At 36.4% G+C, this 15,811-nt stretch carries 19 protein-coding genes; all 19 read right to left on the reverse strand.

What is annotated here, in order from left to right:
* Positions 1 to 26: 26 nt before the first annotated feature.
* The 19 genes from HALSAC_RS0108670 to HALSAC_RS15495 all read right to left on the reverse strand — a co-directional run bounded on the left by HALSAC_RS0108670 (position 27) and on the right by HALSAC_RS15495 (position 15,534).
* A complete protein-coding gene (locus tag HALSAC_RS0108670; RefSeq protein WP_027339931.1) occupies positions 27 to 4,331 on the reverse strand; it encodes a phage tail tape measure protein in 4,305 nt (1,434 codons plus the stop codon).
* Between the two features lie 12 nt (positions 4,332 to 4,343).
* The gene (locus HALSAC_RS17660) at positions 4,344 to 4,466 is read right to left on the reverse strand and encodes a hypothetical protein (protein ID WP_281172339.1); all 123 of its coding nucleotides are present in this window, start codon (positions 4,464 to 4,466) and stop codon (positions 4,344 to 4,346) included.
* Between the two features lie 146 nt (positions 4,467 to 4,612).
* A complete protein-coding gene (locus tag HALSAC_RS0108680) occupies positions 4,613 to 5,065 on the reverse strand; it encodes a hypothetical protein (protein WP_027339932.1) in 453 nt (150 codons plus the stop codon).
* Positions 5,043 to 5,987: a phage tail tube protein gene (locus HALSAC_RS0108685; protein WP_027339933.1), complete on the reverse strand. Its 945-nt coding sequence runs from the start codon at positions 5,985 to 5,987 to the stop codon at positions 5,043 to 5,045. The genes HALSAC_RS0108680 and HALSAC_RS0108685 overlap by 23 nt, the downstream gene beginning before the upstream one ends.
* A gap of 1 nt (position 5,988) precedes the next feature.
* On the reverse strand, positions 5,989 to 6,390 hold the full coding sequence (locus HALSAC_RS0108690; RefSeq protein WP_027339934.1) for a hypothetical protein: 402 nt from the start codon (positions 6,388 to 6,390) through the stop codon (positions 5,989 to 5,991).
* Entirely contained in the window at positions 6,377 to 6,775 is a 399-nt protein-coding gene (locus HALSAC_RS0108695) for a hypothetical protein (RefSeq protein ID WP_027339935.1), read from the reverse strand. The genes HALSAC_RS0108690 and HALSAC_RS0108695 overlap by 14 nt, the downstream gene beginning before the upstream one ends.
* A 25-nt stretch (positions 6,776 to 6,800) precedes the next feature.
* On the reverse strand, positions 6,801 to 7,067 hold the full coding sequence (locus HALSAC_RS0108700; protein ID WP_027339936.1) for a hypothetical protein: 267 nt from the start codon (positions 7,065 to 7,067) through the stop codon (positions 6,801 to 6,803).
* Positions 7,068 to 7,091: 24 nt separating this feature from the next.
* A complete protein-coding gene (locus HALSAC_RS0108705) occupies positions 7,092 to 7,388 on the reverse strand; it encodes a hypothetical protein (protein WP_027339937.1) in 297 nt (98 codons plus the stop codon).
* Positions 7,385 to 7,783 (reverse strand): HK97-gp10 family putative phage morphogenesis protein, encoded by a 399-nt coding sequence (locus HALSAC_RS0108710; RefSeq protein ID WP_027339938.1) that lies wholly within the window; start codon positions 7,781 to 7,783, stop codon positions 7,385 to 7,387. Before HALSAC_RS0108710 ends, HALSAC_RS0108705 begins: the two co-directional genes overlap by 4 nt.
* A gap of 1 nt (position 7,784) precedes the next feature.
* Positions 7,785 to 8,093 carry a hypothetical protein gene (locus HALSAC_RS0108715; protein ID WP_027339939.1) on the reverse strand — a complete coding sequence of 103 codons (309 nt, stop codon included), beginning with the start codon at positions 8,091 to 8,093 and terminating at the stop codon, positions 7,785 to 7,787.
* A gap of 10 nt (positions 8,094 to 8,103) precedes the next feature.
* The gene (locus tag HALSAC_RS0108720) at positions 8,104 to 8,451 is read right to left on the reverse strand and encodes a hypothetical protein (protein WP_027339940.1); all 348 of its coding nucleotides are present in this window, start codon (positions 8,449 to 8,451) and stop codon (positions 8,104 to 8,106) included.
* Position 8,452: 1 nt separating this feature from the next.
* Entirely contained in the window at positions 8,453 to 8,731 is a 279-nt protein-coding gene (locus tag HALSAC_RS0108725; protein WP_027339941.1) for a hypothetical protein, read from the reverse strand.
* A gap of 70 nt (positions 8,732 to 8,801) precedes the next feature.
* A complete protein-coding gene (locus HALSAC_RS0108730) occupies positions 8,802 to 9,866 on the reverse strand; it encodes a major capsid protein (protein WP_027339942.1) in 1,065 nt (354 codons plus the stop codon).
* 25 nt (positions 9,867 to 9,891) lie between these two features.
* Positions 9,892 to 10,443 carry a hypothetical protein gene (locus HALSAC_RS0108735; protein ID WP_027339943.1) on the reverse strand — a complete coding sequence of 184 codons (552 nt, stop codon included), beginning with the start codon at positions 10,441 to 10,443 and terminating at the stop codon, positions 9,892 to 9,894.
* Between the two features lie 15 nt (positions 10,444 to 10,458).
* Complete coding sequence (locus tag HALSAC_RS0108740) at positions 10,459 to 11,112, reverse strand: hypothetical protein (protein ID WP_027339944.1); 654 nt, start codon at positions 11,110 to 11,112, stop codon at positions 10,459 to 10,461.
* Between the two features lie 146 nt (positions 11,113 to 11,258).
* Positions 11,259 to 12,194, reverse strand: coding sequence for a minor capsid protein (locus tag HALSAC_RS0108745; protein ID WP_027339945.1), 936 nt, complete (start codon positions 12,192 to 12,194; stop codon positions 11,259 to 11,261).
* Positions 12,194 to 13,456, reverse strand: a complete 1,263-nt coding sequence (locus HALSAC_RS0108750; protein WP_027339946.1) for a phage portal protein — start codon at positions 13,454 to 13,456, stop codon at positions 12,194 to 12,196. Before HALSAC_RS0108750 ends, HALSAC_RS0108745 begins: the two co-directional genes overlap by 1 nt.
* A gap of 12 nt (positions 13,457 to 13,468) precedes the next feature.
* Positions 13,469 to 14,899 (reverse strand): hypothetical protein, encoded by a 1,431-nt coding sequence (locus HALSAC_RS0108755; protein WP_027339947.1) that lies wholly within the window; start codon positions 14,897 to 14,899, stop codon positions 13,469 to 13,471.
* On the reverse strand, positions 14,899 to 15,534 hold the full coding sequence (locus tag HALSAC_RS15495; RefSeq protein WP_211231329.1) for a transposase: 636 nt from the start codon (positions 15,532 to 15,534) through the stop codon (positions 14,899 to 14,901). The genes HALSAC_RS0108755 and HALSAC_RS15495 overlap by 1 nt, the downstream gene beginning before the upstream one ends.
* Positions 15,535 to 15,811: the final 277 nt, after the last annotated feature.

A 15,811-nucleotide genomic window follows, 5' to 3' on the forward strand; every position in this document is an offset into this window, starting at 1 on the left:
TCCTCAATTAAAAAGAGAAGCAGACCTTAAGCCTGCTTCTCTTCCTGCTCTTCCTTCCACTCTAAAAATCTATCAAATAATTCTGTTTGATTCTCTCCATATAAATTATCGATATTTGGAGCAAAAATAAACTTTTGATTGATAATAGTAGCTTCTTCCCCACTTACACTGGCTCCGCTATAATAATCAGATCCACCATTGTTCGAAGACTCTTCCCCTTGTGGAACCCTATCTTGATCAATAGCATAGCCCCAAGATTTAATTTGTTCTCGTAAGTCTTTATCTCTCTCCATCATAAGTTCAAATACTTCTTGGTCATTCATACCTTCTATCTCTTTTTGGAACTCTTCTGAATCAAAGTCAAAATAATCACTAAACATTTCTTGATATACTTGAGAATCTGCAAAAGCATTAAACATACTATTGGTAATTTCATCATAAATTGATTGGCCCATTGACCTAGTAAAATCATAATAAGAACCTGATTCAAATCCCGTTCTCATAGCACTAGATAATGAATTAGATACAGTATCAGCTAACTCCCTTGCTTGTCTCTCTGCTTCAGTTAATGGAATCACTAAATCAATCTCATCAGATGTATATCCTATTTCCTCCATATCTTCTCTTATTGAATCCCAAAGAATATCCATTGTTTCAGTTTCTTCTCTCAGAGTCTCCATATCTTTCAATAGTGAGTCATATTCATTACTATCAGCAAAAAAGTCATCAATATGGGTTACTGGATTATCACCACCATATTTTGCTAAAGAATCAGCTGCTTCTCCAAATAAAACATTAAATCTATCATCTAGCCCATCCTCTTCCCCAATTACGTTGTCATACATAATTTGAGAAATATCCCTGGAGAGCGTAGTAAATGATTGACCTATGCCTATTGCGAAAGATTCAAATAAACTACTTCCATCTGCAAAAGAATCTACAAAACTGCTTCTTACATCTTGCATTGCAACAACTATTCTCTTTCCTCCATCTTCAAAATCTTCTGCATATTGTTCAATTTTACTTTCAATATCCTCAGCATAGTCATTAGGATCTCTGCCTGCTGTAACATATAACTGCTCTAACTGTTCTCGGTATTGCTCTAATGCTGCTGATTCTTCCACCCATTCAACACTTTCAAAGGACTCATATCTTACTGACTGTTGGAATGTTTGGCTTGCTTCTTCTAAATCTTTAACCATCTGCACGTATTCATCTAACTGCTCTTGAAACTCATCAAAATTATGGTCTGTATGTCTGTCTCTCAACCGACTACTCGTACCTGCCACATCAACTGCTACTTTTCTAATTTCTTCGTCTGTTACATCTTGGACTACTTTATTAAACTCTTTTAATTCGTCAAAAGACATAGAATCTACATCAGACCAACGGCTCATATCATATCCAGCGGTTTCTAAGAAATCATGTATTCCATAGTGACCAGTTTCAGATTTAGAAGACCAGTAGTCTCTGCTTCTGTTAGTATAAACAGATATTTCGTCTATAAAATCTGGTCTATTTTCTTTAACTAATTTAAGATGTCCTTCTAAAAAATCTTCACCTGTTCTAATGTTGGACATAGTTGAATGACTAGCTGTCATCTTTATTATATTGTTAGCAGTTTGAGCTGTATTTTGGCTAATTCTCTTCATTATCTCTACTTGCTCTCTAGCTAATTCATTAGCTTCATCAAACTTATCCCTTTCTGCTTGGTTTCTCCTATCACTCCAAGATGAAATAGCATTATAAGCCATAACTCCTGCTCCTGCTACACCTAAAGCACCACTTGCCATACCCAAAGCACTACTAGCGCCTTTTGCCGCTTGAAAACCTTGATATCCTTGTTGAGCTGAGCCTAATAAGTTATTAGCTAATCCCCAACTTTCATTACCTGTAGCTTGTTGCATTTGACTAGCAAAGCCAGAGAAGTTACTTGCCAAATTAGATAATTCTTGGGCCAACGTCTGGGTCTGATTATCCTGACCATTTTTTATTTCATCTAACAAATTAAGATGTTCTTCTTCAATTTCTTTAGCTTCAGATTGAATTTTGTTAATCTGCTCTTCAAATCCAACTTTAAGATCATTAACAGAAGCTATAACATTGACTATCTCTGCAAACTCTTCTGTATCATGGGCTATCTTGGCGAGATTTTCTAATATTCCATATAAAGCAGTATTATCAAGACCTGAATCTTGTAGTGTAGATAAGTTAGAACCTACATAACCACCATCTTTAAACCCTTGCCTCTTTCTTTCTAGTTCTTGAATTATAGAACCATATCCAGAATCTTGCACCATCCATGCAGGAGCAACCCATTCACCACCATGCACCACACCTGCAACTTCATTAATTGGAATATCATCACCTGTATATCCTCCAACTTCATATTCTCTATAGCGCCAAGGCATCACTTCTCTCATAGTATTATTATAATGTTGCATTTCCATTCTAAAACCTGATGTTTCTATATTTCTTGCCATATTATCTCTTATCTCATTTATCTTGTCATCTATTCTTTCACCAATCCTTAAATTAAGTACAACAGTAAATGCCAATGCACCTGCATGAGGACTTCCAGTAAACATACCTATTCCTAAACCTGCCGCTAATGCAACAGCCATATTAGCACCAAAGGCTCTAAAATCTTCTTCTCCTTGCGCTTCCCTTAAATGAACCGCCAAAGATACTGCAGCTAAAGTATAAGGAGATACAGCTTTTCCAAACAATGCACTCGCACCTATCAAAGCACTTTTAAACCCTGCTATTGCACCCGAAGTTAACTTTAATCCTATCGCCAATTTAGTTGCTTGTTGTAATATTGTGGTTAAATCGCCTTCTTGAATCGCTTCCCAGGTCTCTCCTACAAACTCTATTACTAACTGTGCTATATTGCTTTCTTTAAAAGACTCCCATATCGCTTTTATATCATCTATTACTTCCTGAGTTATTTCTCTCATTCCAAAGAGATTTAATCTCCAAGATGCATACAAAATAGCTATTCCTGTGCCAACTAACCCTAGGGGGGTTAACAACATCATTATAGCGCTAGCAACAGTAGCTATAACTGCAACAGTTCCAGCCAATCTAGCAGCAAACAAGATTACCGTCTTTATCGCTTCTTGATTCTCTTGTACCAATTGTCCTGTAGCGTTGGCCCATTCCTTTAATCTATCAATTATCATTAATACCTCTTCTTCAAAGGCTGAACCAAAAGCTCTAGCATTATTGATTACAATCTGCCTTAATTGATTAGCTTGATGATAAATATTATCTACTGCTCTTTGATGTGCTTCATCCATAGATCCTGTAGAGTCTGCAACATCATTAATTATCTCTTCAAATTGTTCATAGTTTTGGATAGCAGGTGTTATTGCTCTTGCTGCCTGTTCGCCAAAACCTATTGCTTGCAATCTTGCTTGTTGTTCTTCTGTAGAATAATCTCTTAGAGCTTCGCTCATCTCTTCCATAACTGCAGGAAGTCCCCTAAATTCTCCAACTTCATCAAAAACATTTATCCCTAACTCATCTGATATATCACTTGCTCTTGAAGATAATTCATCAAAAGCCCTAGCAAGTGATGTGCTAGCTTGATCAGCACTTTGGCCTTGTTGGGTCAAGAAAGCAAGAGATCCATATACGTTAGCCAACTCTTCATCTAACCTAGCAGCAGATGGAATCAACTTACCCATATTACTAGCCAACTGCTCATAAGTGATAATACCATTCTTAACAGTATTAAATTGAATATCATAAACATCATTTAACTCTGTTATAGACATTCCATAAGCATTAATAGTCGATATACCAGCTCTAACTGCAGTATTAACTTGGGTTTGGCCCGCTTGGGCTGCCTTGGTAGCCTGTTCTAATACACCTAAAGAATTACCAGCTGATACACCTGCACTTACTACATCATATAACCCTTGGCTTAACTCTACAGCTGATTTACCCGTTTGATTAGATAAGGACATTAAACCTTCTTCATATTGCTTTAGCTCTTCTCTAGATAGATTAAGTAGAGTATTAACATTAGATAATTCCCTCTCCAAATCAGCATAAAGCTTTATTGGGATTGAATTCTTAGCTACTATAATGCTAAATAGGGCCAATGCTGAATTACGAACAGTCTTTAAAGCATTATTAACCTTCATCCAAGACTTACGCATCTTCTCAATAGAAGCCATCATCTTACGGCTTTGGGCTTCGACAGATCTAGCTAAACCCCTCATTTCTCTATCAAGACCTCTTACAGATCTAACTGTAGCATCAAATCCCTTTAGATCCTCTCTAGCCCTGATAAGCATATCTAAAACAGCTGCTCTATTCATTATCTCCACCTCCTACTTATTATTTTTAGGTTTGTTCTCCTCTATAGCTTGGTTCATACACCCTATAATCAAATTAATCCTATCCATCATAAGGGCAGGGTGATTATCATAGCCAAGAGAATCCCCATAAGGCAAAAATTTAAGCTCCCACTTCCCATTGAAGGTAGTAGTACACTTATAACCAACCTCTTGGATCTCTTCAATTAACAGTTGGCCCTTTCTATCACGCCTCCCCTGCCCTTTTATAAATGCTCTGCAAACTTCAAGAACTTCTTTTCTCTCTAGTTTTTTTCTTCCTCGTCCTCTTTTTCAGGCTTAAGGTTATTAATCTCAATAACTTCCTCCACAAATTCCTCAATCAAATCAGCTAACTCATAATTCTCTTTAATAGTATGGAAGTTAATATCTTCTCCTGCTGACCAATCGGTGATTAACTTGTTGGCAAGCCATAGAACTTCATCCGTCTGCTCACTTTGATTCATCTTTAGCCTAGTCTCTTTATTCTTACCTAATACGATTTCATCATCTAATCGTAAGCTTTTAAACCTTCTTCTTTGGCCAAGATTAAGCCATCTTCTCCCTTCAACAAACCTTCCATCTTCTCTTTCTACTCTAATCTTTTCATCAATCCTTGCCATATAAATCATCTCCTCTATAATTTTTATAATTAAAAATAAAAAGACGACCATTTTAAAGCCGCCTTTATCACCACTAATATTTATCTTCCTTATCACTTATAATTTCCACCTTAACAGGTGTTCCTTCTACCCTGTCATATAAAACATTAGCATCTAAAGATACTGTGATGTCATCTGGTCCACTTATTGGAGCGTCAATATCATTTATCTTAATCTTTGGATAATAAAAAGTTATCTCATCAGTAAGATTAAGTTTTAAGTCTAAGTACTCCCCATCCTTTAATCTAGCTTTATTGACCAAGAACTCATCCTTATTAAAGTCTGTACTAGTCTGTAGGCTAGAGCTACTAGATTGAGCTCTTAAATTCCTTCTATACCTACTATTAATCGGGAAATCATCAGCTTTAATGTTATTATTGTGATCATAACTAAACTCATTAAGATCTCCTGTTATATCAATATCCTCTAACTTAACAGTAGTATCTAAAGCAATAAGCCTATCATCCATCACCTCACTTAAACCGCCCAACTCCAGCTCCCCATCCACTTCATTACCTTTAATTCCTAAAATAGAAGCTGTAGCAGTAATATAAGCCTTGCTAGTAACAGATAAAGACAACTGATTAATCCTACACCCACTGTAAACTTCATAATAATCTTCATCAGCTAGTTCTTTGATTATAGTTGCCCACCTTTTTAACTGCTTGGCAACTGTAAAGGTATGTCTATACCCTTCGCCTTCAACAACTGGCTCTTCCTTCTCTTCAAAACCTGCTAACAAAAGAAGATAAGGTAGTGTATCCTTAGTTAGCTCTAAACTAATATCTCCACCTACATCTTCACTTACTACTGCCTCATCCTCTGTGAATCTATTACCAGTCAACGCATCACTGGTTATAGAATCCACGTTGGTCTTTAAATTATTTGAAGTAGCAAGTAATTTGACCAGCTGAGCAGCTTCTGTATCTTTATCAGTCTGAAGACCGATATAAGTACTACTATTTTCACCTATAGCCATCTTATTTCAACCTCCCTTTTATAGTTATTTGTCCTATATGTTCTATATTATCTGATTGTGATCTATCAAGATACTTAACTCCTATCTCAAAAGAAAGAACAGAACGATTAAGGTTCCCGCTCTGCCTTAAAGTATCTATTAAGTTCTCAACCTTAATTATAAACTGAGTCATATCTCTGTTAACGTCAGCCTTTTCTAAATAATAAAGGGCCAACTCAAAATACTCATCCTTGGTAGTCTGCCTTAATTGTCTACTCTCTTCATGTTGGCCCTCAGGCTCTATACATAAAGCTGGATAATCTTCAGCTATAAAGTGAGTGTATCTAGTTTTTTTACTATATTTAATCTGGGTACTACCTTTTATAATAGACTCAGATTCCTTCATTACATTAACTAACCCCATCACTCCACCTCACTTCCAAAGTAACTACCCCTTGCCAAGCATTTAACTTTTCATTCCAACTAGCTTCTAGCATACTTCTTAACTCCACTAGATATGTCTTTATATTCCCATTAGATAGATCTGCTTCGTCAAGGAGCTTAACCACTCTCTCTTGAAGGTCTTTGGCCCTTAGATCCCCTTGTTTTTTATCAGATGAATATAAGTTGATGAAGATTAAATCTTTAAATTTACCTTTTCTACCCTTGTACTTGTTAATCTCATTAAACTGAATAGTAGCACCATAAAGCAACTTGCTTATTTCCTTCTCTCTACTATGCCTATCTACCTTCTGTAGTATATCTATAGTCGATAACTCTTTTTTTAACCTATTGAATATACTTAACACATAGAATCACCGCCTTTCTGACTTCCTAAAGCTTTTTATTAGCATGGAAGTAATGAAGTAAATCAGGCAATTTCAAGGCAAGTTTATGAGTTTCTTTAAAAGTCATATCTTCGTCTCTAAACAAATCGAATATCCTTTTTAGAAGCTCATCTTCTTGCCGAGTTAAAGAAAATTTTTCTCTATAACTTTTTTCTTTTCCTTCCTGTTCTTCTTTCCACTTTAAAAATCTATCAAATAATTCTGTTTGACTCTCTCCGTATAAATTGTTGATATTCGGTTCGAACGCTCTCATATCTTTCACCCCCTTTTTTTAGTGTTAGGGCGAATTAATAACCCCTTTTTCTTTCAAGAAACTTTCTTCCAATTCTAAAACTTTAGAAACTACTTGATAGTCAAGCCCATCTATACCTTTTTCGGCGGCTTTTCTTAGAATACAACCAACCATTTCATCACTTTCTATTGTTGGCACATCTTCATCTTCGATATGAAGAACGTACTCTTGTTCATCAACAATAATGTCTTTAGATTCTGAATCATAACTCAACACTACACTTTGGCCTTCGTAAAGTATCTCACCACTAGAATCACCTTTTTTAGTTAAAGTTAACTTCAATAAAACCACCTCCTACCCCATCCTATATTTCCTAATTCCCTTTGCAGAAATTTAATGATCTTAGGTTCAGCCCTATAGAAAGCTATCTCTGTAAATTTGTAGGCTTTGATTCTGTCTGTTCCTTCATCTAGATATTTAATATAATGGGTATTTGAATAGACTCGCCCTACAACTTCTCCTAAAAACATCTTCTCAACTGTGCTATGAATATTCATTTTCATATATCCAGTATCAATTAATCCCATATCAGTGATAACTACTTTTAGCTCGGCTTCCAGTATCATAGCGGCTCTTAGCATTATCCTATCTAGTTCATTTTCTATATCAGTCTTAACTTTTTCTAACTGTCTTATATTCCCCTTTAGATCTTCCCACTCCACCTCTATAAAACTCATATCAACTTATCCTGACCAAATTACAAATAGTCTCTCTTCGGGCCAACCTCGGCAGTCCTATAATCTTGAATTCCTTACCTATTAGATCACCTTCTCTTAACTTATCGGTAAGTTGGCCCTTCATAGTTGCCTTACCAGATAACTGTGGACCACCTTCCCCGCCAGAGTAATTGACCCTCTCCTCTATGCTGCAATGATATTCTTCAAAGACAACTTCTTGAATATCATCATTGGGATCTGGATAAGATGTTGGCCCGTCATTTTGTTCTATATCTTTGGCCCTTGTAACTTCAACCACTCTATCATACATAGTACCACTCCTAAATGGTTTGAACTACCATTTCGTCATCATCTTCTATCTCCTCTTCATCCAAATAAGACTCCATTACCTTAGCAAAATCAATCGGGATTCCATCTTCATTTAAAGCATAATCAATACTTATATCATTCTCCTTTTGCTTTCCTGCTCCAGGTATCTTTGACCATTGATACTCTACCCATTGGGCTGCTAAAAGTTTAAGTTCTGCATCAGGCTCTGAATTATCAGTTCCCTTGGCTATCTTTTGGTTAACCCCATCAATTATAATCTGGAGCTTACCTTCAAAGGAGTCCGTATTGATATAATTCAAGTAAGTTTTAGCAAACTCTAAGTCTATATATTTAGGCATATTATTCACCTTCTAACTCTGTCTTTTTATCCTTTAAAGAACTTAGAACCCCTTTCCTTTTACTACCTGCTTTCTCTTCTTCAAACCACTTCTTCAATTGCTCTAAATCATCACACTCATCAATCAAAGGTCTAATCTCCTCTATAGTTAAATCACTTAGCTTGAAAGAATCTCCTTTATCATCAGCCTCAGGAGTTGTTCCACCTTTCTTGCTAGTAGGAAGTTCTTCTCCTGGTTTATACCATTGTCCATTAACCTTAGTCCACACTTTAGCTTTCATATTCTCAACCTCCTTATAATATTTAAGGGCCAACTATCCGGTAATCCCGAACAGTTGCCACTAGCTTTAACTATATAACTGTAGCAGTAAAGATATTATCAAAGTCACTCAAAACTGGAAATTGAATAGCAGCACCTTTCCACCATACCATTTCGGGTTCCGATGTTTCCCATTGCTTAATTGCAATCTTATCTTCTAAGGTTACAATATTATTTCCTTTAAGCTGCTCTACAGATTCAGTCCTTTGAGTTTCCCCAGGAGGATTGGATCCTAGAATAACAAACTTATCCTCTGCTAAAAATCTCTTCTTAGTCAATATTCCTCCTTTGCCTTCAACCCACCCATATTTATCATAAGTTCCTATTCTAGGTAGTCCTAAGCCTTCAAGGTAATCATTTAACTGATCTAGAGTTAATCTCTTATGAGGGCTAATCTGGTCTCCATAATACTCTCTTCTTACATTCTTATTTCTAAGAATTAATCTTACAATTTTAGTAGAAGTTAAAGCCCAAGCACCCTCTAATCCTAACTCTTCAACCCATCTTAACATATCTTCGATAGGATCAGAGTTCTCTAAGTCATCCCACTTATCAACATCAGAAGTAATCTGAGCTTTATGGTCATCATCTAAAAGCAAATCTACAACCCTTTTATAGCCTGTAGCCTCATCTAAAACAACCTTACCAGTAGATAAAGCCTCCATTCTCATAAACTCAATTTTATCCTTAATCGCCTTATATACCTTGGCAACTTCGCCCAACATCTGATCGGTAAAGATATCATTAATTAACCCTTTAGCATATTTAAAGTACAACCTCTCACTCATACTCATCTTAATCTTGATTGGATCCATTCGCTCATAGATCTTCTCAGCAGATGCCTCTCTTCCCATTTTATGTGCCACTCCATCAAAAGCTTGAACATAAGCCATTGGCACTCTAGCTTGACCACCTTTAACAATCTCAATCTTATTGTCATCTTGGTCTACATTTGGGAATAAGTCATCACCCAAATACGGGCCAACTGGTTCAACCTTCATATAAGCATCTACATTTTCCTGAGTAAAGATTGGCTCTCTTAACCCTGAAAGAGCAAATCTTTGTAAATCCATCTTCAACTTAAATTCATTCTTCACATTTACCACCCCTTAACTATTTTTGCTATCTATTTATCTTTCTAAAGGTAATCCCTTTAAGATCTTCTTTAGCATTATCATCCAATAAATCAATCATATCTTCAGCTACCACTCCAACATCAACCACAGCTTCTTGCTGGTCTTCATCTGCAAAATTACCAACCAACTCTAAATTATTTCTAAGCAAACCAATAGCAGTCTCACTTCCATCTGTGCCTTTAATAGCATCACCTTCAGATACAGTTACTGCAGAATCAACTGTAATGGCTTTTCCTTTATAGTCGACACCAGTAATATTAACCTCACTTTCTCCAATGCTAACCTTATCACCAACTACAAATGGAACTACAGGTACATCTAGCTCTAACTCTGTGATATCAGCCCCTGCATTTTTGACGTTGGCCCTGGTATATAGCCTAGCCTTTCCAGTCTCTTTGACCTCTCCTACTACAACTCCACACTCAATGACACTTACCTTAGGTAATAAATCAATATCAAAGGTCTTAGTCATAGCTGAAAGAACTGAATCACTTAAAATAAAAGCTTTAATTCTTGAATGTGCTCTTACTCTCTTCATTAATTATCCCTCCTATTACCAACCTTTTACCTTAAAGCTGGTTTTATCTTTTTGTTTCTTCTTCTTCTCAATAATCTTCTTTACATTAGAACTAACTTTGTTTTCTTTCTTTTTCTTACAGCGAATAAGAACACTACCACCCTCCTCTAATTCTTTAATCAATTGATCTCTAATTGCTACTTCAAGATTTTTAAGTTTTTCAATTGAAGACTCTATATCTGATTCCTCAGTCTGATCTGTAATATGAATAAAATCTGCCAACTTACCCACTTTAGAATTATAATCCAAGCTGGACTTGGTATCGGCAATAGCCTTAGACTTAAAAGCTTCCAACTCTTTAAGGGCCAACGTCCTCTCCTTCTCCTCTAACTCCTCAGCCTTCTTTTTAAGCTTCTCTTCTTCACTTAACCCCTCTTCTTCTTTCTTCTTAAGCTCCAGCTTTAATTTTCCAACCTGATTTCTATACTTGTCTAATTCTTTCTTATTATCTTCCTCCATCTTTGCTAGTCGCTCTTGTAGTTTCTCCAATTCAGAGGGTTTACTATCGCCCTCAGGGTCATCATCGCCCTCTGGATCATCATCGCCACCTTCCCCTTCACCATCTCCACCAGCAAATAGCTGTAGATCCATAACTATCTTCTTTTGAATACTTTCAACATAATCTCTCATAACTTTCTCCTCCTATTCGTTTTAATAGCTAGTCCGATATACGTCCTAAACTATCAAGCCGTTAATTTTATTCTTTAAATAATAAAATCCCATCTTCAACTTCTCTTCCGTCCGTGTTGGCCCGTCTTCAAAGTATCGCTGGGAATTTAACTAGCATTTCTAAAAGCTCTGTTTAATACCTTTTCAAATCTATCTTTATCCTTTTTCTTGATTTGGCCCGCTTTATAAGCTTGTTGTATCTTGCTAGAGGTTTTATTTAATTGCTGCATACTTCTCCTGCCATCAAGAATCCAATCTTTATAATCATTAGGCTTAGATTGGCTAACCCCATCTATAATCGGTATCCCAGTTGATCTGCACCTGCAATGGGCAGGAAGGAGTTTTCTTATCTCTTCTACTGTGTATATCTGATTATGTCTAGTAATACAGATGGCAGATGTACGACCATCAAGAGTTGCTATATACCTAGACTGTTGGATCCCTGCTTGCTGATAGACATCAAAGGTAGATTCATTGATGATTTTATTGTACCAGCTTCTTGTGGTGTCCTCTGCCCTCTTAGCTCCCACCTTACCTGTACGGGCCAACCTCCTAGAAACTTCTCTGGGGTTCTCTCCAAGTGCTATCCCTTCAAATATCTCCTGCTCTACCCTAAAAGCAAAATCAACACTAAACTTATCTAAGTACTCACCTAACTTCTTACCTGCTATAGTCACATCATCAATTACTTGAGTCTTTATAGCTCTAGTAGGTAGCCTGCTAAAATCTTTATCTATCACAGTACTTAGGTTGTCTTGGATATAAAGGGCTTCTTGCTTATACTTAGCTTCTAGCTCATTTCTAAATTCCTTCTTAAAGTCATTCTTATACTGCTTGATGTTGGCCCTTATCTGATCTCTTAACTTAAGCTTTCTATTATATTTATTGAGCTCAGTTGAAGACCACTTACCTTTAATATTAGTCTTAACAAACATATCCTTAAGCTCATCTTCAACCCTTTCTAGAAGTTTATCCAGCATTGTAGTATATTTACCAGCAACCTCTTCCTCTTCTAACCTCTCCTCAATTCTGTGAATAAGCATTAGATATCATCCCCCTCCAATGCTCTTTCTATATCACTCTTATCCCAACCATCTTCCTCTAAGATCTGCTTAAGTTCAGCTGTAGAATCCTTAATAAATTCATGGAGTTTATCTAGACCCGTCTTTTTGCTTATCATCTTAATAGCCCTAAGTTCTTTAATAACGTCTACTAAGGACTTAATATTAGAAGGCAGTATTCCTCCAAAGGCTATATTATGATCTAGAGTGTTCTCCCCTAACATCCTAAGGGCCAAATTATTAACTTTAGTAAGCCCACTATCTAGATCACTCCTAAAACTCTCTACTCTATTTATAATCTCTATTGCCTTCTGCTCTATAGCATCACCTGAAGGATTGCCCTTGGAGAGAATACTTGCTAAGACATACTCAGGATACTCATTCTCTAACTCTAACTTCAACTCTTTGATATCCTCTAACATTACTTTAAGTACGTTGCCCTGCATCTCCAAATACTTAAGTTGATTCTCACCTATATTTAATATCTTAACCTGCTTCCCTCTAGCAGTTCTCATCTTATCCTTAGACTTTTGGCCCATCTTCTTATTCTCTTCACCAGACTGAATAATTGGAGGATCTCCGTGTAAATAGAATATATTATGAGCAAAAGCCCTCATCTCATTTATATTATCTATCTTATCCAAAGCTGGGCCAAGGTCATAGTCGGTGGTTAACTCTATAACTGGGATGAAGTCATAAGCTAAAGGTTGATTAATCACTTCTTCCCCACCTTCTACTTCAATAAGTCTCCTGTAAGATTCTACCCCTTCCTTGACATTATAGTATTCCTTGACTACCTCAACCTCTTTAAACTCTTTGTTTGTAAAATCAAAGCTTTCTTTAATACCTTCAATTTTACAGTATTGGCCCGCTTTATAATCCACATTATCAGGATCGTGAAGTACTAGTATGATAGAATCTTCTTTCTTAACTAATTCTATATAAGCCTTTTTATTAAGCAATAGATCTATAGCGATTTGATACTTCATATCTTGGATAGAGTTATCTTCCCAAATCTCTTCTATCTTAGCCTTTGAAATTTCTGATTTAATATCACTTTTCTCAGTTATTTCAATCCCTATCTCTTTTCTAAGGGCCAACGCTGCCATTATCGAAATTATCTTAGGAATAGGGTTAAACCTCTCTTCTATTTCATCAAAGAGGTCAAACTCATTAATATAATCGTTATCATAGACTTCATTGTTGTAAAATCTGTTGGCCCTTTCTGCATTGCTTATCGACATCTAATCACCCCCTTACCAATCCCATTCTAGGTACTGCTCTTCTACTACACCAGAACTATCCATCATTTCAGCAAGCATTGTAGTACCATCTGCTCCATCATCATGCTTTACCTTTCCTGTTCTGTTATACCTTGTTAGCTCCCTTAGATATTTATCGTACCCACTTCCTGCTTCTACATCTTCTCTAAAGTAAAAATATTCTTTAATATACCCTGATTTCATTAAGATTCGAGTATGCTTATTGCTAACAGTATGCTCCCACTTGATAGTAGTTTTAGCCTTAATTAACTCTTTTACTTTCATAGCAAAGCCTTTACCACCATTATTAGATTCAAATTTGGCCCTATCAGGATTATATTTATCGATAAAAGCAGCTGTTAAAGGTTGGGTTATCTCTATTGGGTCTTTAGTAAAGACTACATCAACTACAAAGACCTTGTTCCCATAGATATAACCCAAGGGACAACATAAACTATCGTCACCCTCATCTGCTATATCTCCAGCTAATAATATTCCATCTGGCTTTTGATTGAGATCTTCTAATCTGAAGTAGTTCAAATCTTTCTTAGGAAATACCAACCCTTTAGCTTCTACTGGAGACTGTTGCCATTCTGCCTCCCATATTGTTTCATCTAACAACTTCTTCTCTTTTAAGAGCTTTTCTGTAGTATGGATATCTTCACAATATGACTTCCCATTTATAAGAGCAGGAATTACTATCTTTTTAGCCTTCTTTCCTTCAAACTCTCCTTCTTCAATTAATCGACCTGGTATATCTTGATTGCTCCACCTTGTAGCAATATGAACCTCAGGGCAAGATCTTTCCATCCTTGACTTATGAGTAGATCCATACCAATTCCATTTCTTTTCTAAGGCGTGTTCACTCATTGCCTCTTCAGCATTTTTAATACTATCGTCAAGTATAGCTGCTTTGGTACACCCCAAACCTATTACTGTACCACCAACACCAGCTCCAAAGTAACTGACTCCGTGCTCAGAGGTAGTCAACTTCCAGCCTTCTAGCTTTTCAGTAGCAAATTTAATGTTAGAGAATACATCTAGATACCTTCTTTTATGGGTATCTCCTCTCATAATATCTCTTATATCATTTGAAAACTTATTATATAAAGTCCCAGTAACGGTATTTCTCATTATACTCTCTGTTGGGTTTCTACCTAGAACCCAAGCACACCAAAGACTAGTAATGTAACTCTTTCCTGTCCGTGGAGGCATACCAACGTACAATAAGGTTATTCTGCCCTCTTCTACCTCTTGGAAGGCTTTAGCGACATCCTTTAGGATTGGCTCTCTTATAGTAAAAAACTCATAGTCCATATATAAACAAAACTCCCAGAAGTCATCATAAGCTTCTAAGAGTTTTAATTCTCTATATTCATCATCCAATTCTAACAACTCATAAAACTCTTCTGCCTTTAGTTTCATTAATCATCACCTAATTTGGCCCTTAGTTCCTTTCTTCGTTTTTCTCGCTCTTCTGCTGTCATTGATGATATCTCTTTTCCTCCAGAGGTTACATCAATATCCTTCTTATCTTTCCACTTCTCTGGTTGGCGATTCTTTAACCAGAATATTTGGGCAGTAACATCAGGTTTAACTTCTTTAGTAACAACTTTAACTGGCTTTAATTCCACCTCTCCAGTCTTGGGGTTCTCAACTAACTCTTGAGTGACTTCATCATAGGTATAGCCGTTGGCCCTTTTAAACAAAGAGTCTTCCACTTTAAAATCAGCTTGAGCTTTGCTCTTTTTTAAGGACTTGGAAAACTTGGGGTACTTCTTCTTCCAGTCATATAAGGTCGAAGCATTTATCCCAAGTCTTTTTGATATCTCATAGTCAGTTAATCCTTCGTTGACCCATTCTTCTACCTTTGGAATTATAGAGGGATCATACTTACTTGGCCTTCCCCCTCGATTAACCTTTATTTGTTCTCCTGGTGGAGGATGCTGCCAACAACGCCATTGTTTTTTAAAGTTAATCGGCACTTCTTTTTCTCTAGTACACCTAGATCCATCATTTCTTTTTGCTGAACATCTAACTATTTTAGTTTCAATTGACAACACCTCCTTTCAAAAATAAAAAAACACCCTTTCGGGTGATCTAAAATAAAATATATGGTTTTTGAGCTAAATTATAAACTGTGCTATAATAATAATTAAGCCGACACGGACGAGGTGTCGGCTGTCTCCAGAAAGGAGGTGAATGCAATCGATATTTTAGAGCTGATTCTAAAATACCTCCTTTTGTTATTAGCAGAACTAATCTTAATCCTAATTAAAGAAACGCTATAACGATCGGAGACTAGCTGGCTAGGTGGTAGGACACTTAGTCAGCTTT

The sequence above is a fragment of the Halonatronum saccharophilum DSM 13868 genome, from assembly GCF_000517025.1.
Classification (GTDB): Bacteria; Bacillota; Halanaerobiia; order Halobacteroidales; family Halobacteroidaceae; genus Halonatronum; species Halonatronum saccharophilum.